A 21,124-nucleotide genomic window follows, 5' to 3' on the forward strand; every position below is an offset into this window, starting at 1 on the left:
GCTATTCGGCGGCCGTCTTCTGCGGCTCGGCCGGGATGTCGTCGTTGATCCCGAACAGCGAGGGCTGTTCGGGATTGTCGACCGCATGCAATTCGGCCCTGCGCTTCGGCATGAGCCCGGCGAGCCAGCCCGAGAAATTCTCCATGTAGACGTAGATCACCGGTGTCACGAACAAGGTGAGCGCCTGCGAAGCCAGCAGGCCGCCGACAACGGCGACGCCCAGCGGCTGGCGCAGTTCGGCGCTGGCGCCGGTACCGAGCGCGATCGGGAACGTGCCCATCAGCGCCGCCAGCGTCGTCATCATGATCGGCCTGAAACGCATCAGACAGGCCTTGTGGATGGAGTCCTTGGCCGACATGCCCTCTCGTCGCAATTCGAGCGCGACGTCGACCATCATGATGCCGTTCTTCTTGACGATGCCGATCAGCATCAGAATGCCGATCACCGCGATGACCGACAGATCCATGCCGGCGAAGCGCAAGGCAACGACGGCGCCCAGCACCGCCGACGGCAGGCCGGTGAGGATGGTCAGCGGGTGGATGAAGCTCTCGTACAGAATGCCGAGCACGATATAGATGGTCAGGATCGCGCCGCCGACCAGCAGACCCTGATTGGCTAGCGAATCCTGGAAGGTCTTTGCCGTGCCGGCGAAGGAAGTCGAGATCGCCGTTGGCATGCCGATCTGCTCCTTCAGCGCGCTGATGCGAGCCGTACTGTCGCCAAGCGCCACACCTTGCGGCAGATTGTAGGAGATGGTCACGGCCGGAAGCTGGCCGAGCTGGTTGACCGTCAGGGCGCCCGCCGTGCGATCGACGCGGGCGAAGGCGCCAAGCGGAACCAGACTGCCGCTCGCCGTCCGCATCTGGATGGCGAGCATCCGCTCGGGCGACCATTCGATCTTTGGGTCGAGCTCGGTGATCACTTCGTAGCTGTCGGCCGAACCGAAGATCGTCGAGACTTGGTCGGTGCCGAAGCCGCCATAGAGGGCCGAGCGCAGCGTGTCGGTATCGATGCCGAGCTGGGCAGCCTTGTCGCGATCCACCACCAGCGATGCCTGCAGCGCATTGTTCTGCAGGTCGCTGGTGACGTCGGTGAAGGTCGCGTGGTCGGCCGCCATCGCGTCATTCAGTTTCTGCGCCCAGATATCGGTCTGGACGGTATCGAGGCCCTGAACCACCAACTGGTAGGCGCTGGCCGACGACCGCGAACCCAGCCGCAAATTCTGCACCGGCTGCATGTAGGTTTCGATACCCGCCACTCCGGCCAGCTGCTTGCGCAGATCCGAAAGCACTTTCTCGATATCGGGACGCTGGTCCTTGCCCTTGAGCTGGACGAAGAGTTGCCCCTGGTTGAGCGCGTTGTTGCCGCTGCCCGCCGACCACGCAACATGGTCGACATAGGGCGAGTGCGAGAAGACGCTGGCCACCTGCCCCTGCAGCTTCGACATGGCGTCGAACGAGATGTCCTGGCGCGCAATGGTGGTCACCGATATCTGGCCGATATCCTCTTGCGGGAAGAAGCCCTTCGGCGAGATCTCGATCAGCCATACCGACGCCGCCGCGGTGCCGATGAAGACGAGGAACACCAGGAAAGTGTGGCGCAGACAGAAGCTCAGAACCCGGTCGTAGCCGCGTGTGATGAGGTCGTGCTTGTGGCCAGGGGCGTGTGCCTCGCGATCGGCCTTGGTGACCGACAAGAGCCGCGAGCACAGCATCGGCGTCAGCGTCAGCGACACGAACATCGATGCCAGGATGGCGACCGTCACCACCACGGCGAACTCGTTGAAGATGCGCCCGATGACACCGCCCATCAGAAGCACGGGGATGAACACGGCCACCAGCGAGATCGAGATCGAGATGATGGTGAAGCCGATTTCGCGCGCGCCCTTCAGCGACGCGTCGAAGGCCGACAACCCATCCTCCTCCATATGGCGGAAGATGTTTTCCAGCATGACGATGGCGTCGTCGACGACGAGGCCCACCGCCAGCGTCAGGCCCATCAGCGATATGTTGTCGATGGAAAAGCCGAACAGGAACATCGCAGCGAGCGTGGCGATCAGCGAGATCGGCACCGCCACGGCCGGGATGATGGTCGCCGTCACCCGGCGCAGGAACACGAAGATCACCATCACCACCAGCGCGATGGTCAACAGCAGCGTGAACTGGACGTCGTCGACCGCCTGGCGGATCGAGGTCGAGCGGTCGTTGAGCAGCTTGATCTGGGCAGCGGCCGGCATCTGGTCCTGGAAGGACGGCAGCATCGCCTTGACCTTGTCGACGACGTCGACAGTGTTGGCATCGGGCTGGCGCTGCACGGCCATGATGATCGCGCGCGTGCCGTCATACCAGCTCGCCGTCGTGGTGGTCTGCACCGAATCGACGACACGGGTCACCTCGCCCAGCCGCACCGGATGGCCGTTCTTGGTGGCGATGATGAGGTTGGAGAAGCCCGCGGCGTCGGTCAGCTGGGTGTTGGCGGTGATGGTCAGCTGCTGCTTGTTGTTCTGCAGCACGCCGAGCGGCGTATTGCTGTTGGCCGATGCAACCGCCGCCTGCAACTGATCGATCGAGATACCGCGCGCGGCAAGCGCCGTCGGATCGATCTGGATGCGAACGGCATATTTCTGCTGGCCGAAGATCGAGACCTGCGCCACGCCGTCGATGGTCGACAGCGACGGCGAGATGACGTTCTCGGCAAAGGCATCGAGGTCGGTCAGCGGAACCGTGTCGCTGACCAGCGACATCAAAAGGATCGGCGCATCGGCCGGATTGACCTTGCGATAGCTGGGTGGCGACGTCATCTGCGGCGGCAGCGATTTTTGCGTTCGCGCGATCGCCGCCTGCACATCCGCCGCCGCGGCGTCGATATCCCTGTTGAGCACGAACTGGATGGCGATCGAGGTCTGGCCGAGCGAGTTCGTGGTCGAAATGGAATCAATGCCGGCGATGGTCGCGAACTGCTTGATCAGCGGCGTCGCCACCGATGTCGCCATGGTTTCCGGCGAGGCGCCCGGCAGTGAAGCCGAGACGTTGACCACCGGGAATTCGGCGCTGGGCAGTGCTGCCACCGGCAGGAATTTATAGGCGAAGAGTCCGGCCAGCACCAGGGCGAACGACATCAGGAGGGTGGCGACGGGCCTGCGAATGCAGAATTCGGAAATCATCGGGCCGCCTCGCCGGCGTTGGTTGCTTCGGCCACGTTGGGCGCGGCGGCCGCGGTGCCTTCGTGCACGGCGGCGCCATCCTTCAGCCTGGTCTGGCCTTCTGTGACCACTTTCTCGCCGGCTTTGAGGCCTTGGCTGATGGCGCTGTTTTGGCCTTCGGTCAGCGCGACCTGCACCGGCCGCATCTCGACCGTGTTGTCCGGCTTGACCACATAGACGAACGGGCCCTTCTGACTGGGCTGGACCGCGACGGTGGGAACGGAGGTCATCTGCGGCATGATGCCGGCGTCGAGGACGACATTCACATACTGGCCCGGCCACAGCGAAAGATCCGCGTTCGGTATGCTCGCCCGCGTGGCGATCGTGCCCGAGGCGGTATCGACGCTGGAATCGACGAAATCGAGCGTACCCTTGCCGATCGGCGTCGGCTCGCCGTCCTTGGTCAGCGTCACTGCCCCTTGCTGCGGATTGGCAAGCGCCTTGTGCAACAGCGCAAGATTGCTTTCCGGCAGGTTGAAGTTGACCTGCAACGGGTCCATCTGGGTGATGGTCACCAGCGGTGTCGAGGTGCTGCTGTTGCCATTGCTGGTGGTCACCAGATCACCGACGGCAACGTTGACCGCACCGAGCCTGCCCGCGATCGGCGCCGTGATGGTGGCAAAGCCAAGCTGGACATTGTCCGCGTCGATCGTCGCCTTGTCGGCATCGACGGTCGCGGCCGCTGCCTTCTGTGCGGCTACAGCCTGATCATAGGTCTGCTGCGTTCCGGCCTGCTTGGCGACAAGGTCCTTGGCGCGCTGAAGATCGGAATTCGAACTGGCAAGCAGCGCCTGGTCCTTGGCGAGCGTGGCCTGGTCCTTGGCGAGTTGCGCCTTGAGCGCCCGGTCGTCTAGCGAGAACAGGGTGTCGCCGGCCTTGACCATCTGCCCGTCCTTGACGTCGATCGACACGATCTGGCTGGAGACCCGCGCGTTGATGCTGACCACGGCGGGTGAGGAGACGAAGCCGATGGCGTAGCGCCGGATCGGGAAGTCAGCCGTCGTTGCCGTCGCCGAAACGATCGAGGCCGAACGGGCGCCACCTCCGCCGGCCCCTTGCTTGCCCCCGGCTGCCTGCTTGTCGGTTGCCGCCTTGTTCGACGCCACGACTTGCTTTGCGCCGATGAGTTGCTCAACCTTGCCTAGCGTATCCGGAGACAGATAGAGCCAGGCCGCGCCCGCACAGGCGACGACAAGCAATGAAACAATGACTTTTCCACGCATCGAAAAAAGGCCTCTCCGTCCGACACGCCGTAGTCAGGTGGTCGTATTCTAGCGCAATCCACGGCTCATTGCCGTGATTTCGCCGAATAGATAGGACAGGCATTTGTTGGAAAAGGGCCAAAACACGGCATTACGAAGATTTAATGTGCACTGCACAATGAGTGGGCAGTGCGGTCATTGCCGCGAGCCGAAGCCCGTCGAACAATTGGGGGACCTATTTCAGCATCGGCCACAGCGTCGCCGCCAAGAGCACGCCCATGGCGATGTTGAACCATTTCAGCCGCACAGGATCCGACAGGAATCCCCGCAGTGCCGTGCCGAATCCCGCCCAAATCGAAACGCTCGGCAGGTTGACGATGGTGAAGGCGATCGAGATCAACAACACTGACAGGAACGGGTGCTCGGCATTGGCATAGACAGCCATGGCGGTGATCGCCATCACCCAGGCTTTCGGATTGACCCACTGGAAAGCCGCCGCATCGATGAAGCGCATCGGCCGCGCCTTCGTCTCACCCTTGCCGGCCAGCGAGCGCGACATGGCGATCTTCCAGGCGAGATAGAGCAGATATGCGCCGCCGGCGATCTTCAATCCGATGTGCAACACCGGAAACGCCGTCAGCACAGCGCCAAGGCCAAGGCCGACGGCAAGCAGCAGCACCAGGAAGCCCATACTGATGCCAAGCATGTGCGGAACGGTTCTGGCGATACCGAAATTGACGCCGGAGGCCAAGAGCATGAGGTTGTTCGGCCCCGGCGTGATCGAGGTGACGAGGGCATAGACGAGCAGTGCGAGGAATGCGTCGAGTGACATGTTATCCTCCCAGATACGTCAGCATTATTGTCTCTTATTGCTGGCTGCGCAAAGGCCAGCGCCTGGCCGCCGATCGAACCAGGCGTTGTGAGCGTCGGCCCCCTTGCGCGGTGGCGTGCCTACATGCCCTGCGGGCCGCGGTTCATCGCCGCCACGCCGGTGCGGCAGATCTCGACCAGGCCGAGCGGTTTCATGATGGCGATGAACTGGTCGAGCTTGGAGCCCTTGCCGGTGATCTCGAAGATGAAATGCTCGGTGTTGGCGTCGATGACGCTGGCGCGGAAAGCGTCGGCCAGCCGCAGCGCCTCGACCCGGGCCTCGCCGGTGCCGGCCACCTTGACCAGCGCCAGTTCCCGCTCCAGCGGCCGCTCCTGCCCGAATTCATGGGAGCGCACGGTGAGATCGACCACGCGGTGAACCGGCACGATGCGCTCGAGCTGATGCTTGATCTGCTCCAGCACATGCGGCGTGCCGCGCGTCACGATGGTGATGCGCGACAGATGCTTTTCGTGCTCCGTCTCGGAAACGGTCAGGCTCTCGATGTTGTAGCCGCGTCCGGAGAACAGGCCGATGACCCGGGCGAGTACGCCCGGCTCGTTGTCGACCAGTACGGAGAGCGTGTGGTTTTCCGGCCGCTCCGTTTCCTTGGCGATGAAGTAGGCGGAGCCGGTCGGTTGAAGGTGCTGTGCGTTCATGACATGGATCTCAAATTCTTGGTCTGATTTTTTGTTTGCGCACGGCTTCTTTCGACAAGCCCTGCCTTGGCCCGTCGATTACACCAGTTCCCTGCCCTTGGCGTCGATGGCGTTGGCCACGGCCTCGTCGGTGGCCTCGTCGGGCAACAGCATCTCGTTATGCGCCTTGCCCGACGGGATCATCGGGAAGCAGTTGGCGAGGTTCGCCACGCGGCAATCGAACAGCACGGGTTTCCTGACCGAGATCATCTCCTTGATGGCGTCGTCCAGCTCGTCCGGCTTCTCGCAACGTATGCCATGGCCGCCATAGGCCTCCGCCAGCTTGACGAAGTCCGGCATCGCCTCGGTGTAGGAATGCGACAGCCGGTTGCCGTGCAAGAGCTGCTGCCATTGCCGCACCATGCCCATATACTGGTTGTTGAGGATGAAGATCTTGATCGGCGCCTTGTACTGCACCGCGGCACTCATCTCCTGCATCGTCATCTGCACCGAGGCGTCGCCGGCAATGTCGATGACCAGCGCATCGGGATGCGCGATCTGCACGCCGAGTGCCGCCGGCAGGCCATAGCCCATCGTGCCCAGACCGCCTGAGGTCATCCAGCGGTTCGGCTTTTCGAAATGATAATGCTGCGCGGCCCACATCTGGTGCTGGCCGACCTCGGTGGTGATGTAGGTGTCCTTGTCCTTGGTCAGCTCGTAGAGCCGCTGGATGGCGTATTGCGGCATGATCACCTCGTGGTTCATCTTATAGGCGAGTGAATCGCGACCGCGCCATTTGGCGATCTGCTCCCACCAGGGATAGAGCGCCTTCTTGTCGGCCTTGGCGGTTGCCCGCCACAGCCGCACCATATCCTCCAGCACCCGGCCGACATCGCCGATGATCGGCACCTCGGTGTGTACGTTCTTGTTGATCGAGGACGGGTCGATGTCGATGTGGATCTTCTTCGAGTTCGGCGAGAACGCGTTGAGCCGGCCGGTGATGCGGTCGTCAAAGCGCGCGCCGATGCAGATCATCACGTCGCAGTCATGCATGGCCATGTTGGCCTCGTAGGTGCCATGCATGCCGAGCATGCCGACCCAGTTCTTGCCGGATGCCGGATAGGCGCCCAGACCCATCAGCGTCGAGGTGATCGGGAAACCGGTGAGGTCGACCAGTTCGCGCAGCAGATGGCTCGCTTCCGGACCGGAATTGATGACACCGCCGCCCGAATAGATGATCGGCTTCTTGGCGGTGGCCATCAGGTCGACCGCGGCCTTGATCTTCTCCAGATCGCCCTGAACCTTGGGCTGGTAGCTGGTGCGCGGTGCGATTTGCGGCGGGACGTAGAAACCCTTGGCGAACTGCACGTCCTTGGGGATGTCGACCACAACCGGACCGGGACGGCCCGTGGTCGCGACATGGAAAGCCTCATGGATGGTCGCGGCGAGTTCGTTGACGTCCTTCACCAGCCAGTTGTGCTTGGTGCAGGGGCGCGTGATGCCGACCGTGTCGCATTCCTGGAACGCGTCGGAGCCGATCAAGGAGGTCGGCACCTGGCCCGTCAGGCAGACCAGCGGGATCGAATCCATCAGCGCATCCTGCAGCGGCGTCACCGCATTGGTCGCGCCGGGGCCTGACGTCACCAGCATGACGCCGGCCTTGCCGGTCGAACGCGCATAGCCCTCGGCCGCATGGCCGGCACCTTGCTCATGCCGCACGAGAATGTGCTCGACATCGTCCTGCTGGAAGATCTCGTCATAGATCGGGAGAACCGCGCCGCCGGGATAACCGAAGACGTGCTTGACGCCATTGTCCTTCAGCGCCTGCACCACCATTTCGGCGCCCGTCATCTCGCGCCGCTCACTCTGTCCGTTGCTCATCGGTCTGGTCCCGTACTGTCGCCACTTGGGCGTTGCCATTTGGGTGTTGTTGGTCGTTTAGTCGTGTTTCGGGCAATAAAAAAGGCCCCCGAGGGAGCCTGTGTGTTGCGCATGGGAGGTTTTCGCCCGGCGGTTACACCGCCTTGCCCACGCGCCTTCCTACGAGAATGAGTGCCTTTTTCATGGTCGCGGACACTACGGGCCGGCAAGGCGCCCTGTCAACGGCAAAAATCGCGCCGGCGATGAAGGCGCTTCCCAATTCGACAAATGGCCCGTCACGATTTCGCGATGGACGCCGCATCGTGCCGACACCACCCCCATCGCCCGTCGCAAGAGCGCTCCAAACCGGCTCGCAAACCGCGTTCTCCAGATAAGTCCTTGAAGCCACGCGAAACTATGGTGGGGCGTGACGAAGGCCGTCCTCTCTGCCGATACTTCATCGTCCGGCTTGCAAGTCGGGAGGAGCCACCATGACGGCCTGGATTTCACGGAGGATAACTTATGCTCGACAAGGCCCCAAGCAAGAAACTGTCCGACCTGCTCGACCAATTCGGCGGCGCCCTGGCCGCCAATGACATCGACAGGGCTGTCGGTTGCTTCCAGGAGGATTGCTACTGGCGCGACCTCGTCACCTTCACCTGGAACATCAAGACCATGGAAGGCCGGGACCAGGTCCGCGACATGCTGAAGAGCCAGCTGTCGAAGACAAAGCCGTCGCATTGGGCACTCGCCAAGGGCGAGGACGCGACCGAGAGCGACGGGCTGATCGAGGGCTGGATCAGTTTCGAGACCGAAGTGGCGCGCGGCTTTGGCCATATCAGGCTTAAGGAAGGCAAGATCTGGACTCTGCTGACCACCATGGTCGAATTGAAAGGCCACGAGGAACCGGCCGGCTTCGCGCGGCCGATGGGCGCTAAGCATGGCTCGGGCAAGAACCGTCCGACATGGAAGGAAGAGCGTGAGAAGGAAGCCGCCGAGCTCGGCTTCAAGACGCAGCCCTACACGCTCATCATCGGCGGCGGCCAGGGCGGCATCGCGCTCGGCGCAAGGCTGCGGCAGCTCGGCGTACCGACCATCATCGTCGAGAAGAACGAGCGCGCCGGCGACAGCTGGCGCAAGCGCTACAAGTCGCTCTGCCTGCACGATCCGGTCTGGTACGACCATCTGCCCTATATCGATTTCCCGAAGAACTGGCCGGTCTTCTCACCCAAGGACAAGATCGGCGACTGGCTGGAAATGTACACCAAGGTGATGGAGCTGAACTACTGGTCCTCGACGGAGGCCAAGAGCGCCTCCTATGACGACAAGAAGAAGGAATGGACCGTCGTCGTCCGCCGCGACGGCAAGGACATCACCTTGAAGCCCAAGCAATTGGTGCTGGCGACGGGACAGTCCGGCAAGGCCAATATGCCGAAATTCAAGGGCATGGAGAGTTTCAAGGGCGATCAGCACCACTCCTCGAAGCACCCTGGCCCCGATGACTATGCCGGGAAAAGAGCCGTCGTCATCGGCTCCAACAATTCCGCCCATGACATCGCGGCGGCCCTTTGGGAAGCCGGCGCCGACGTCACCATGGTGCAGCGTTCGAGCACCCATATCTCCAGATCCGACACGTTGATGGAGATCGGACTGGGTTCGCTCTATTCGGAGCAGGCGCTGCAGAATGGCATCACCACGGCCAAGGCCGATTTGATCTTCGCCTCCCTGCCCTACAAGATCCTGCACGAGTTCCAGATTCCGGCCTATGCCGAGATGAAGAAGCGCGACGCGGCGTTCTACAAGGGACTGGAAAAGGCCGGTTTCATGCTCGACTGGGGCGACGACGAGTCCGGCTTGTTCATGAAGTACCTCAGGCGCGGCTCTGGCTATTATATCGATGTCGGCGCCTCCCAGCTGATCATCGATGGTTCGATCAAGCTGAAGAGCGGTGTCGCCGTCGAAGAGATCAAGCCGCATTCGGTTCTGCTCAGTGACGGATCCGAACTGCCCGCGGACCTCATCGTCTACGCCACCGGCTACGGGTCGATGAATGGCTGGGCCGCCGATCTGATATCGCGCGAAACCGCCGACAAGGTCGGGAAATGCTGGGGCCTCGGCTCCAACACCACCAAGGATCCCGGCCCCTGGGAAGGCGAATTGCGCAACATGTGGAAGCCGACGCAGCAGGAAGCGCTGTGGTTCCATGGCGGCAATCTGCACCAGTCGCGCCACTATTCGCAGTTCCTGTCGTTGCAGCTGAAGGCCCGGCATGCCGGCCTGCCGACGCCCGTCTACGGGCTGCAGACGGTGCACCACAAGGGATAGCGGGACTGGGTGGTCAGCTGCGGCTGGCACCAGGAAGGCGCGGCAAATGCCGCGCCTCCAGAATGCATCGCTATGCGCGCGGAATGTCTGTGACGTCGAGCGTTTCGGACCGGCTCGCCGGATCGAGGGAAGCTGGCTTGCCGACGAAGGCGCCGGGCTGCACCGGGGGGAACGCCTTCGGTATGACCGCGCTCTCGGCATTCCTCGGACCTATGTGGCGTCACCGCAACTTGCCCGTCGAAGCAGAAGCACATGGGTTTTGGTGATGAACCGCCGTTAGGCGTGGTTGGCGAAATCGCGCACCACGCGCTGCAGCAACGGCATGTAGTCGCGAAACGCCCGCGTCTTCATGTTCGCAACCTTGCCGCCCTCGTCCCAGATACGGACCCGCACCGCTTCCTCGTGGAACGGGTTTTTGCGGAAATCGGCCACCTCGTCGGCGCTCATTGGTCCGCCCTGCAGCGACAGCGTGTGGACCGAAGCCGGCGACAGCCTGGAGAAATAGGTCGGGTCGGTGGCGCAGAGATAGCGCTTGGCCGCGACATGCAGCCTCACACATTCGACGATGACCGGCGGGAAGAACGGCGCCAGCACCTCGCCGCCGGCCTCATCATGGTGCTTGTCCTCGACATCGTCGGGCGAATAGGTGCCGAACTCGCTGGTGTAGTGGCCAATGTCGTGCAGCAGCGCGGCCGCCACCAGCACTTCGGGCGCACCATCCTGCTCCGCCAGCCAGGCCCCCTGCAGCATGTGCTCGGACATGGTCACCGGCTCGCCGAGATAGGATTCCGCGCCCCGGCGCTCGAAAATGTCGGCGATGAATTCGACGATATTGTCCGCGTTCAAATCCTGGCCGCTCATTCCGCGGCCTCCTTGAAGCTGTGCTCGATCGCCGCAAGCGTCGACAGCAGGCCGTCCTTGTCGGCGTAGCAACCCTGCAGCCAGCGTTTGCCGGTGCCGGAAAACGCCTTGCGGGCATGCATGACACGCGTGTTGTCGACGATGAAGGCCTGGCCAGGTTGAAGCTTGAACGTCACTTCGAAGGCGGGATCCTCGATCAGCTCGGCGAACCGGCGATAGGCGGCATAGTAGGCGTCCATATAGGCGAACGACACGTCGACGACAGGCGCCAGCGAACGGTTGTTGAAGCGGATGCAGATCAGCTCGCCATCCGGTCCGAGCTCGATCATCGGCCGCTTCGCCTGCAGCCGCACGCCGGACGAGCCGGCATATTCGAAGCGCGCCGGACAGGAACTCAACAGCCGGAAGCCTTCAGCGTTTTCGGCCTGCAGCGCGGCCGCAACGGCAAAACCGTCGACCACGCTGGACTCGCCGCCCTCCACCGTGTTCTCGACACAGGCCAGGATCTGCAGCGTCGGCACCGGATCGCGATAGGGATTGTCGGTGTGCGCCTGGAGCCCGAGATTGGTGTAGGCGAGATTGTTCGGATTGACCTCGGCGCGCACTTCGAACCAGCGGCCGTAATTGGTCTCCCTGATATAGCCGAACAGGTCGGAGACCTTGCACAACGCCCCGGACTGCGCCGGCAGGCCGTCCATTACCGCAAAGCCGTAGGTTCGTACCGCCGAAAGCCATTCGCGCAGGACGCTGCGGCCATGAAAGGCCGCCTTGTAGCTGGCGCGCGGCACCGAATTCTGCATCGTCGCCTTGGTCCAGCGCTGGATGATATCGCCCGTCCAGCCGGGTTCGCGAAGCTCGTCGCGGTCATAGGCGTTGGCGCTGAGCCACTGCGCGGGAAAGCTGACCGTCTTTGCCTCTGGCACGAAGCTAACTTCCAGCGCGCCGCCCTTGATCGCGGCCGCGCCGATCCTCGTCTCGGCCGGAATGTCGAGGATGGTGATCAGCCGCTGGCCATTGCCGGCGCTGCGCGTCTTGTCGTCCAGCGCATTGTCACGCAGCCACATGGCGTGAAAGCGGGTGCGTCTCCCACCCTGCCAGCCAAGTTCGATCGTTCTGCCTTCGTCGCCAATCAGCGCGTGGGTGAGCATGGATCCGTTCCTGTCCTCTACGCCCGCGGCCCGGTCCGCAGGGTTTCGATTGCATGTTGGCAACAAGGCAGGCATAACTCAAATTATCATTTTTTAGCCAAAGACCCCAAATTTCTAATGTATCAAAAACCCATTCCCGCTCTGCCTCCCCTCGACTGGCTGCGCAGTTTCGAGGCCGCGGCACGGCTGTCGAATTTCACGGCGGCCGCGGCCGAACTCGGCCTGACCCAAGCGGCCGTCAGCCAACATATCCGGCTGCTCGAGGAGCGGTTGAAGACGCGCCTGTTCTCGCGGCTGGCGCGCGGCGTCGCGCTGTCGCCCGAGGGTGCCGCCTATCTGCCGCACATCCAGTCGGCTTTCGCCACCATCTCCAGCAGCACGACCGAACTGTTCGAGCCGCGCGCGCTGCAGACCGTATCGATCCGGGTGCCGATCTCCTTCGCCTTGCTGATACTGGTCCCGGCGCTGCCCGATCTCGCCCAGGCGCTGCCGCGCATCCAGCTCGATCTGGTGACGATCCATCGGCCGACCGATTACGACTTGCCGGGCTCGGCGCTCGACATCCGTTTCGGCAACGGCTCCTTTCCCGGACGCGAGGCCGACAGGCTGACTGCCGAGCGCCTTGTGCCGTTGGCAAGTCCGACCCTCGCCGGTGCCGCCGACTGGACAGCCCTGCCGCTGCTTCTGGTCGCCGGCGCGCGCGAAATGTGGGCGGAATGGTTCGCGGCCGCTGGACTGGCCGGCCACCCCCAGCGGTCGCATCGCTTCGACAGTTTCGTCGCGGCGATGGAAGCGGCGAGCGCTGGCACCGGCGTGCTTCTGGGGTCGCGGCCGCTAGTCGACGCTGCGCTCAAGGCCAGGAGCCTAGTGCCGCTTTCCGATTTCGAGCTCTCCAGCAGCTCAGGCCATTTTCTGACCAGCGCATCGACCGCGCGCCTGACCAGTGCCGAACAGGATTTCCGCCAGTGGTTGCTGGGGCACCTATCCAGAAAGGCCCCGACGTAGAGGCCTCAATCGAGAAGGCGCACGCGGCGTCGCTTGCGCGCGGCCTTGATGGCGCTGATCCGCTCGGTGTCTTCTTCTCGCAGATGCCGTCCACGCTCCAGGATCTCGAGCGTGTATTCCTCATAGGTCAGGCCCAGCCGTTCGGCCTTGTCCATGCGCATCAGCATGATTTCGCGGCTCGGCGCCTTCCATGCCTTGGCGTGCGCGGCCTGCCAGGCCAGGAAAATATAGGGGTCGCCCTTGCCCCAGGGTGGCCCCTTATACTCATCAAGAGGCGGCCCCCCATTGTGGGAGCGCTTTGGCCGTCTCGCCATGATCTCAGCCCCTGACCAGCGCGACGAGATAGTCGGCGCCCGCCTCCAGGGCATGGAAGGTGCAGTCCGACGGCGCGCCGAGCGCCAGGCAGTCGCCGGGTTCGAGCCTGTGCACCACATCACCCTCGGTGAATTCGAGCAGTCCGGAAATCAGCCAGATCTGCTGCTTGATGAAGGCGTAAGAAGCCGCCGGCAGACTGACCCTGGCGCCCGCCGGCAGATGCACCTTGATCAGTTCGAGCGGCAGGTCGCCGGCCGGTGACAGATGCCGCCTGACATAGCCTGTATCGGGATCGCGCCACACCGGCTGATCGGCCTCGCGCAGCAGCCCGCCGCCTTGCAATTCCGCGCGCGCGATGAGGGTCGACAGCGTCATGCCGAACGCTGCCGCGATGCGCACCAGAAGGGCCGCCGTCGGGCTGGTCATGCCACGCTCGATCGTGCTCAGCATGGCCTTGGAAACACCGGACCGCTCGGCAAGCTCGGCCAGCGACCAGTCCCGCATGACCCTTTCGGCGTGGATCCGCCTGCCGATGGTCGAAGAAATATCGTTCGTTATATCGACCATTCGTCCACTATAGCGAAATGCCTGAGATGGAGAAGAGCCGTGTCGCGACAATTTTCGCCAGGCGCTTAATCCTCTCTACACCATCCGACCTCATCCGGCCTTAACCCCATTCCGGTAGGGTCTGATATCAAGGGAAATGGGGATTGGCCTGTCCATGTATGTCGAACGCGAAGCTTCCGTCGGAGAACCGACATCGCAGGAGCGCCGCAACGCAGAGCAGAACGACCGGCGCATCCTGGGCAACGTCGTGCAATGCGACGGCGCGCGCGCCACCATCGCCGCCTATGCCGACGATGTCGACGGCGCGGTGACAGGCCTTTGGACGGTCGGCAAGATGATCTCGATCAATCTGGGCACGACCCGAACCGTTGGCCTGGTCTACGGCATCGGCAAATCGGATCGCGCCTGGAGCAGTGAAGGCCAGAACCCCATCGAGGTCAGCATCGAGCTGATCGGTGAAGTACGCGATGGGGCCGAGCCCGGAGCCAAGCCGATCTTCGACCGCGGCATCACCACCTATCCGCATATCGGCGCGGTTGCGCATCGCATCCGCAGCCGCGATCTGCAGGCCGTCTACGATCTGGCCGGCCGCCATTCCATCACCATTGGTTCGCTGTCGCAGGACGAGGCGATCGCCGCCAACATCGCCATCGACGACACGCTGGCGCGCCATTTCGCCATTGTCGGCACCACCGGCGTCGGCAAATCCACCGCCGTCTCGCTGCTGCTGCGCAAATCGATCGCGGCGCGGCCGGATCTGCGCATCCTGATCCTCGGCCCGCACAATGAATTCGCGGCGTCGCTGCCGGAATATTGCGTCAAGGTCGATTCCAAGACGCTCGACCTGCCGTTCTGGATGTTCAAGCTCGAGGAATTCGCCGAGGTGCTGTTTCGCGGCCGTGAAACGGTTCCGGAAGAGATCGACGCCCTGCGCGACCTCATTCCGCTGGCCAAGAGCCTCTACCGCAACCCGAATTCAGGTGCCTATCTCAGGCGCGGCAACGACGCGTTGACCGCCGATACGCCGGTTCCTTACCGCATCGCGGACCTGCTCAAGCAGATCGACGAACGTATGGGCATGCTCGAAAGCAAGAACGAGCGCCCGACGCTCAAATCGCTGAAGACGCGCATCGAATCGGCGTCCGCCGATCCGCGCTATCGCTTCATGTTCAGTTCGCGCCTGATCGAGGATACCATCCACGAGACGATCGGCAACATCTTCCGCGTGCCGCATCACGGCCGGCCGGTGACCTGCTTCGAGATGGCCGGCATGCCTTCCGAAGTGGTCAACTCCGTCTGTTCGGTGCTGGCGCGCCTGGCCTTCGACCTCGCTCTGTGGAGCGAGGGCAAGCTGCAACTGCTGTTGCTTTGCGAGGAAGCGCATCGCTACATGCCGGCCGATCCTCGTCTCGGCTTCGCGCCGACCAGGCACGCGCTGTCGCGCATCGCCAAGGAAGGCCGCAAATATGGCTGCTATCTCGGCGTCGTCACGCAGCGCCCCGGCGAGCTTGACCCGACCATCCTGTCGCAATGTTCGACCTTCTTCGCCATGCGGCTCGCCAACGAGCAGGACCAGGCGATCATCCGCTCGGCCATCGCCGACTCCTCCGCCTCCACGCTTGCCTTCCTGTCGTCCATGGGACAGCGCGAAGCCATCGCCTTCGGCGAAGGCGTGGCGACGACCATGCGGCTGAAATTCGAAAGACTGCCCAGCCACCTGCTTCCCGGCGCGGCCAAGCGCGAACAGATCGAGTCGCCAAAGGCCGGCGACGATGTCGACCTGGTGGCGATCGTCGAGCGGCTGCGCAACGTGCCGAAACCGACGCCGCAGGCGATGGCCTTCGCCGAAGTGGTCGATTCCGGTCGCCAGGCCGGCGATCCCGACTACCGCAAGCCGGCAACCGGGCGCCTGCAATCGGATGACGATTTCGACATGCGCTACGGCCTGAAGCCCGCCACCTTCGGCCTGCGCCCCCAGAACGACTGAGCCTACAACTCTCAGACGAAGAGCGGCAGCAGCTTCGAAAGGCTCGACATCGTCGAACCAGCTTGGGCAAATCCCGAAAGGGAATTCATCAGGCCGGATTGAATGGCGCGGATTTCGAGAAGCCGGAGCGGAGCGGACATTCAGTCCGTGAGCACCGGAAGTCGAGAAAGCCGCGTCAGGCAACCGGCCTCATGGATTCTTCTTCGGGATTTTAGGCGCAGACGCGGTTGCGGCCCTGCCTCTTCGCCTCATAGAGCTGGCGGTCGGCACGGCGATAGAACTCCTCGGCCGTTTCCTTGCGGTCCCAGACGGCAAGGCCGACGCTGGTGGTGATCTTGAGCCGGACGTTGCCCGAAAGGATCGACATGTTGGCGATCGCCTTGCGGATGCGCTCGGCGAATTTGGCCAGCAGCTCCGCCTCCATGTTGGGCGTGACTACGGCAAACTCCTCGCCGCCCAGCCGTGCCACCACGTCGTGGAAACGTGTCATGTCCTTGAGGCAACTGGCGACGGCCCTGAGCACCTCGTCGCCGACATCGTGGCCGTGCGTGTCGTTGACCTGCTTGAAATGGTCGAGATCGAGGATCATCAGCCCGACCGGCTTTTCGATGCGGCGGAACTCCTCGAGATATTCCTTAAGCGCATCGTCGAAATAGCGTCGGTTCTGCATGCCGGTCAGGCTGTCTGTCAGCGCGGCGTGCTCGAGCGTTTCGGAGCGAGCGCTGAGCGAAACCGTCATGGCGCGCAGCTTGCCTTCTTCCGTCGCCTGTTTGCGGATCAGCGGATAGATGAAGAAGATGCCGAAAAACAGCGCGGTCGCAAGCAGCACGCCGGTCGCGAACAACAGCTTGTTGAGGTAGATGACCTTGTCCAGGCCCGACTGGGTATGGAGTTCCGTGGCGAAGGATTGCAAGAGCCCATAGGCGTGCAGCGTCACCAGGCCAGCGGCCAGGATCACGAAAATAAAGACGAAAAAAGCGGATTCCGCCTTATGGAAACGCATCTGCTCCCCAATGGAAAAGTGCCCATCGACCTTATGGCACGGACCGCCTTACGGAGCGTTAATCCCGGCAACTTCGGCGCGAACCCTTCCGTCATGGTCAACTTTTTAAGTTGCATTAGCAACAAGTGCTTGGATCGTGGTTTCGAGATCGTCACCGGGGCGCAATCTCTGCCATTCCGGCCCCAGCTGGTGGCGAAACCAGGTCGCCTGCCGCTTGGCGTATTGCCGGGTTGCAATCTTGGCGCGCTCGATTGCTTCGGGAAAGCTCAGCTCTCCAGCCATCGCCGCCTGCAGGTCCCGAACGCCGATCGCCTTCATCGCCGGCAGATCCGGATCGAGGCGAAGGGCCGCAAGCTGCCTGACTTCCTCCAGCGCGCCCTTGTCCAGCATCTGGTCGAAGCGCCTCTCGATGCGATTGCCCAGCGCGGCCCGATCCGGCTCGATGACCAGGAAACGCGCCGTCTGCCTGTCGATGAGCGGCCGGCCGCGCTCCGCCTGCCATTCCAGGATCGATCGGCCGGAGGCGTCGAGCACTTCGAGCGCCCGCACGATGCGCTGGCTGTCGGTAGGCTTGAGCTGCATGGCGGCTCTCGAATCCTCGCGCAACAGCAGGCCGTGCAGCTTGACCGCGCCTTGCTCTTTCAGCTCGTAGCGCCAGCGGTCGCGGATGCGCGGCGGAATGTCAGGCATTTCCGAAATACCCTCGGCCAGCGCGCGAAAATAGAGGCCGGTGCCTCCGACAAAGACCGGCCGCCGCGACAGCACGCCGTCGTCGATGAGTTTCACATCGCGCAGCCACGCGCCCGTCGAATAGGCGGTAGCGGGATGAACGTGGCCGTAGAGGAAATGCGGCACCCGTGCGAGGTCGGCCGCTTCCGGCCGGGCGGTCAGCACATCGAGCACCGAATAGCCCTGCATGGAATCGGTGTTGACGATGACGCCGCCTGCGCGTTCGGCCAGGTCGAGCGCCAATGCCGACTTGCCGCTGGCGGTCGGCCCGGCTATCAGGATCGCGTTCTTCACGCGGCCTTCGCCCGCATCCGCGCCGGAATTCTCGATGCCGCTCATTGCCACGCTTGTTTCCCGTCCCGCTGACCGCGCCCTATCGCCGTCGCTTGCGAATATGGCCTCGCGGTCGGTGGGCGCAAGCACTGTCGTCTGGCTGGCCGAAGGCATTGCCTGCGATCTTGCCTTGCCGCAAGAGGCTGACACCGCCAATACCACGGCTGCCCTGCGTGCCGCATTGGCCGCGGAACCGGTCGACGTGATCGTCCAGCAGGCCGAAACGCGCCGTAAGCAAATCCTCATCGCCGACATGGATTCGACCATGATCGACCAGGAGTGCATCGACGAGCTGGCCGACGAGATCGGCGTCAAGGAGCACGTCGCGGCGATCACCGCGCGATCGATGAACGGCGAGATCGCCTTCGAGCCGGCCCTGCGCCAACGCGTCGCGCTGTTGAAGGGGCTCGATGCCGCCGTCGTCGACCGCATCGTCGCCAATCGGCTGACATTGGCCTCGGGCGGCCGCGCGCTGGTCCAGACCATGCGCGCCAATGGCGCCTGGGCGGCGCTAGTCTCGGGCGGCTTCGAAGTGTTCACGACCCGCATCGCGGCCATGCTGGGCTTTCAGGAGAACCGCGCCAACCGCCTGCTCGAACAGGATGGACGCTTTACCGGCCTGGTCGGCGAGCCGATCCTCGGCCGCGCCGCCAAGGCCGACGCGCTGCTCGAAATATCCGCACGCCTTGGCCTGACGCCGGCCGACGCCATCGCCGTCGGCGATGGCGCCAATGACCTCGATATGATCCGGCTTGCCGGCACCGGTGTGGCGCTTCACGCCAAGCCGACCGTGGCGGCGCAGGCCAAGGTTCGCATCGACCATGGCGACCTCACCGCACTGCTCTATCTGCAGGGCTATCGCCAGGAAGAGTTCGTCCAATGAAACCCATGCGCACCGGACGCCTCATCCTGCGCAATTGGGAGGACCGTGACCGCGAGCTCTTCCATCGCATCAATTCCGATGAACGCGTCATGGAATTCTTCCCGTTCCGCCGCGACCGTGCCGCCGCGGACGCCAAGATGGACGAGGTCCGGGCATGGATCGACAAGGACGGATATGGCTTCGCCGCGGCCGAAATCGCCGCCACGGGCGAGTGCATCGGCTTTGTCGGCCTGTCGGGAACAGAGGATATTGATGTCCTGCCGGCCGGCACGATCGAGATCGGCTGGCGGCTGGCACCCGAATTCTGGGGCAAGGGCTATGTCACCGAGGCCTCGGAAGCCTGGCTGGCTTACGGTTTCGAGACATTGGCCGTCGACGAGATCGTTTCCTTTGCCGTCGCGCAAAACCACCGCTCGACCGACGTCATGAAACGCCTCGGCATGACAGCCGATCCAACCGCTGACTTCGATCATCCCGGCATTCCCGACAGCCATTCCGCGCTCAGGCGGCATGTGCTCTTCCGGCTTTCGCGCGAGAATTGGCGGGCAAGAAAAAAGGCGGCTGGTTAGCCGCCTTTTTTGGAAATCGCCGGATTGAAATCTCAATCCATCCGGATGGTCACGAAGCGCAACTCGCCAGTCTTCGACGCCAGCATCAACAGCGCGTTCTTGCGGCCCTGCTCCTTCAGCGCGCCGATCCGATCCATGACGTCCTTGGGCGTGGCGACCGATTCCTGCGCGATCTCGGTGATCACCTCGCCCGGCTGGATGCCGCGCTCGGCGGCGGCCGAATCCTTGGCCACGTCCGTGATGACGACGCCGGAGACATCGCCGGCGATGCTGAACTTCTTGCGCGTCTCGTCATTGAGCTCGCCGACGGTCATGCCGAGCACCGAGGCGGTCGAGACGGCTGGAGCCTGTTTGCCCTTGTCCTGGTCGGTGTTGCCGTTCTCGCCGCTGGCAAGCTTCTCGCCATCCTCGAGCCGGCCAAGCGTCACCTTCACCGTCTGCTCGACGCCCTTGCGCACGATCAGCACATCGACGGCCTTGCCGACAGGACTTTCGGCGACCACGCGCGGCAGGTCGCGCATTTCATGGATGTCCTTGCCGTCGAACTTGATGATGACGTCACCGGCCTGGATGGTGCCGTTGTCGACGGGGCCGCCCTTGATGACGCCGGCGACCAGCGCGCCCTTGGCGGTCGCCATGCCGAGGCTTTCGGCGATGTCGTCCGTCACCGGCTGGATGCGCACGCCGAGCCAGCCGCGTCGCGTCTCGCCAAACTGGCGCAACTGGTCGACGACGCCCGAGGCAAGCTGCGAGGGAATGGAGAAGCCAATGCCGATCGAGCCGCCGGACGGCGAGATGATCGCGGTGTTGATGCCGATGACTTCGCCGACGCTGTTGAACAGCGGCCCGCCTGAATTGCCGCGATTGATCGCGGCATCGGTCTGGATGAAATCGTCATAAGGACCGGAATTGATGTCGCGGTTGCGCGCCGAGACGATGCCGACCGTGACTGTGCCGCCAAGGCCGAATGGATTGCCGACCGCCATCACCCAGTCGCCGACGCGCATCTTGGTGGAATCACCGAACTTCACCGCGGTCAGCTTGTGGCCCTTCGGATCGACCTTCAGCACCGCGACGTCGGTCTTGGTGTCGGTGCCGACCAGCGTCGCCTTCAGGGTCACGCCATCGGAGAAATTGACTTCGATGTCGTCGGCGTCGGCGATCACGTGGTTGTTGGTGACGACGATGCCTTGCTCGGCATCGATGACGAAGCCGGATCCCAGCGACTGCACTTTCTGCGCACTATTGTCCTTGTCGCCGCCGCGGTTCTTGAAGAAGTCGTCGAAGAAGTCCTGGAAAGGCGAGCCTTCGGGAAGCTGCGGCATCGGCACGGCGCCCGGCCCTTCCGTGCCTTTCACCGTCTGCGAAGTCGAGATGTTGACAACCGCGCCGAGCACGCCCTGCGCCAGGTCGGCCACCGAAGCAGGCCCATCGGCCGCGAAGGTTGGCGTCACGAAGGACGGGGCAGCAACAGTGCCGACAAGAAGCGCTGCCGTGCCGGCGATGAGCGTCCGCCGTGCCGCGCGCAAAAGGAGTGTGGATGTCATCGAGAAGCCTCCCGGTCTTTCTGAAAGAGAAAGCGCAACGGCGAAAACACCGCGTTGCGCTATGTTGGCAAAAAATACGGCA

Annotated in this window: 17 protein-coding genes; 5 read left to right on the forward strand and 12 right to left on the reverse strand. The window is 63.3% G+C overall.

What is annotated here, in order from left to right:
* Position 1 precedes the first annotated feature (1 nt).
* The 5 genes from ACLGL5_RS27235 to ACLGL5_RS27255 all read right to left on the reverse strand — a co-directional run bounded on the left by ACLGL5_RS27235 (position 2) and on the right by ACLGL5_RS27255 (position 7,791).
* Positions 2-3,163: an efflux RND transporter permease subunit gene (locus tag ACLGL5_RS27235; RefSeq protein ID WP_069092442.1), complete on the reverse strand. Its 3,162-nt coding sequence runs from the start codon at positions 3,161-3,163 to the stop codon at positions 2-4.
* The gene (locus ACLGL5_RS27240) at positions 3,160-4,425 is read right to left on the reverse strand and encodes an efflux RND transporter periplasmic adaptor subunit (RefSeq protein WP_069092443.1); all 1,266 of its coding nucleotides are present in this window, start codon (positions 4,423-4,425) and stop codon (positions 3,160-3,162) included. Before ACLGL5_RS27240 ends, ACLGL5_RS27235 begins: the two co-directional genes overlap by 4 nt.
* Positions 4,426-4,639: 214 nt before the next feature.
* The gene (locus tag ACLGL5_RS27245; RefSeq protein WP_038647636.1) at positions 4,640-5,236 is read right to left on the reverse strand and encodes a LysE family translocator; all 597 of its coding nucleotides are present in this window, start codon (positions 5,234-5,236) and stop codon (positions 4,640-4,642) included.
* Between the two features lie 119 nt (positions 5,237-5,355).
* Entirely contained in the window at positions 5,356-5,931 is a 576-nt protein-coding gene (ilvN, locus tag ACLGL5_RS27250; protein WP_013894763.1) for an acetolactate synthase small subunit, read from the reverse strand.
* 78 nt (positions 5,932-6,009) lie between these two features.
* A complete protein-coding gene (locus ACLGL5_RS27255; RefSeq protein WP_081296079.1) occupies positions 6,010-7,791 on the reverse strand; it encodes an acetolactate synthase 3 large subunit in 1,782 nt (593 codons plus the stop codon).
* Between the two features lie 501 nt (positions 7,792-8,292).
* On the opposite strand from ACLGL5_RS27255, the gene ACLGL5_RS27260 reads away from it, so the two are divergent.
* Positions 8,293-10,095 carry an NAD(P)/FAD-dependent oxidoreductase gene (locus tag ACLGL5_RS27260; RefSeq protein WP_064983881.1) on the forward strand — a complete coding sequence of 601 codons (1,803 nt, stop codon included), beginning with the start codon at positions 8,293-8,295 and terminating at the stop codon, positions 10,093-10,095.
* Between the two features lie 276 nt (positions 10,096-10,371).
* Here the strand turns inward: ACLGL5_RS27260 and tmpB are convergent, their stop codons facing one another.
* Together tmpB and tmpA are read right to left on the reverse strand one after the other, a co-directional pair.
* Positions 10,372-10,956, reverse strand: a complete 585-nt coding sequence (gene tmpB / locus ACLGL5_RS27265; RefSeq protein WP_038647641.1) for a (R)-1-hydroxy-2-trimethylaminoethylphosphonate oxygenase — start codon at positions 10,954-10,956, stop codon at positions 10,372-10,374.
* Positions 10,953-12,104: a 2-trimethylaminoethylphosphonate dioxygenase gene (gene tmpA / locus ACLGL5_RS27270; RefSeq protein WP_069092444.1), complete on the reverse strand. Its 1,152-nt coding sequence runs from the start codon at positions 12,102-12,104 to the stop codon at positions 10,953-10,955. Before tmpA ends, tmpB begins: the two co-directional genes overlap by 4 nt.
* Before the next feature lie 117 nt (positions 12,105-12,221).
* On the opposite strand from tmpA, the gene ACLGL5_RS27275 reads away from it, so the two are divergent.
* Positions 12,222-13,109, forward strand: a complete 888-nt coding sequence (locus ACLGL5_RS27275; protein ID WP_069092445.1) for a LysR family transcriptional regulator — start codon at positions 12,222-12,224, stop codon at positions 13,107-13,109.
* A 5-nt stretch (positions 13,110-13,114) separates the two neighbouring features.
* Here the strand turns inward: ACLGL5_RS27275 and ACLGL5_RS27280 are convergent, their stop codons facing one another.
* Positions 13,115-13,423 carry a hypothetical protein gene (locus ACLGL5_RS27280; protein ID WP_019858999.1) on the reverse strand — a complete coding sequence of 103 codons (309 nt, stop codon included), beginning with the start codon at positions 13,421-13,423 and terminating at the stop codon, positions 13,115-13,117.
* Between the two features lie 4 nt (positions 13,424-13,427).
* The gene (locus ACLGL5_RS27285) at positions 13,428-13,991 is read right to left on the reverse strand and encodes an XRE family transcriptional regulator (protein WP_069092446.1); all 564 of its coding nucleotides are present in this window, start codon (positions 13,989-13,991) and stop codon (positions 13,428-13,430) included.
* 154 nt (positions 13,992-14,145) lie between these two features.
* Here ACLGL5_RS27285 and ACLGL5_RS27290 point away from each other — a divergent pair, with 154 nt between their 5' ends.
* Complete coding sequence (locus ACLGL5_RS27290) at positions 14,146-15,978, forward strand: ATP-binding protein (protein ID WP_069092447.1); 1,833 nt, start codon at positions 14,146-14,148, stop codon at positions 15,976-15,978.
* Between the two features lie 211 nt (positions 15,979-16,189).
* On the opposite strand, the gene ACLGL5_RS27295 is transcribed toward ACLGL5_RS27290, so the two are convergent.
* Together ACLGL5_RS27295 and miaA are read right to left on the reverse strand one after the other, a co-directional pair.
* Positions 16,190-16,981: a GGDEF domain-containing protein gene (locus ACLGL5_RS27295; protein WP_019859002.1), complete on the reverse strand. Its 792-nt coding sequence runs from the start codon at positions 16,979-16,981 to the stop codon at positions 16,190-16,192.
* 105 nt (positions 16,982-17,086) lie between these two features.
* Positions 17,087-18,049 (reverse strand): tRNA (adenosine(37)-N6)-dimethylallyltransferase MiaA, encoded by a 963-nt coding sequence (gene miaA, locus ACLGL5_RS27300; protein ID WP_069092448.1) that lies wholly within the window; start codon positions 18,047-18,049, stop codon positions 17,087-17,089.
* On the opposite strand from miaA, the gene serB reads away from it, so the two are divergent.
* Together serB and ACLGL5_RS27310 are read left to right on the forward strand one after the other, a co-directional pair.
* A complete protein-coding gene (serB, locus tag ACLGL5_RS27305) occupies positions 18,039-18,926 on the forward strand; it encodes a phosphoserine phosphatase SerB (RefSeq protein WP_083246785.1) in 888 nt (295 codons plus the stop codon). The two genes, miaA and serB, sit on opposite strands and share 11 nt — an antisense overlap.
* Positions 18,923-19,495, forward strand: a complete 573-nt coding sequence (locus tag ACLGL5_RS27310) for a GNAT family N-acetyltransferase (RefSeq protein ID WP_069092450.1) — start codon at positions 18,923-18,925, stop codon at positions 19,493-19,495. Before serB ends, ACLGL5_RS27310 begins: the two co-directional genes overlap by 4 nt.
* A 32-nt stretch (positions 19,496-19,527) precedes the next feature.
* On the opposite strand, the gene ACLGL5_RS27315 is transcribed toward ACLGL5_RS27310, so the two are convergent.
* A complete protein-coding gene (locus ACLGL5_RS27315) occupies positions 19,528-21,042 on the reverse strand; it encodes a DegQ family serine endoprotease (protein ID WP_019859007.1) in 1,515 nt (504 codons plus the stop codon).
* Between the last annotated feature and the right edge of the window lie 82 nt (positions 21,043-21,124).

This window comes from Mesorhizobium sp. U510, assembly GCF_059180695.1.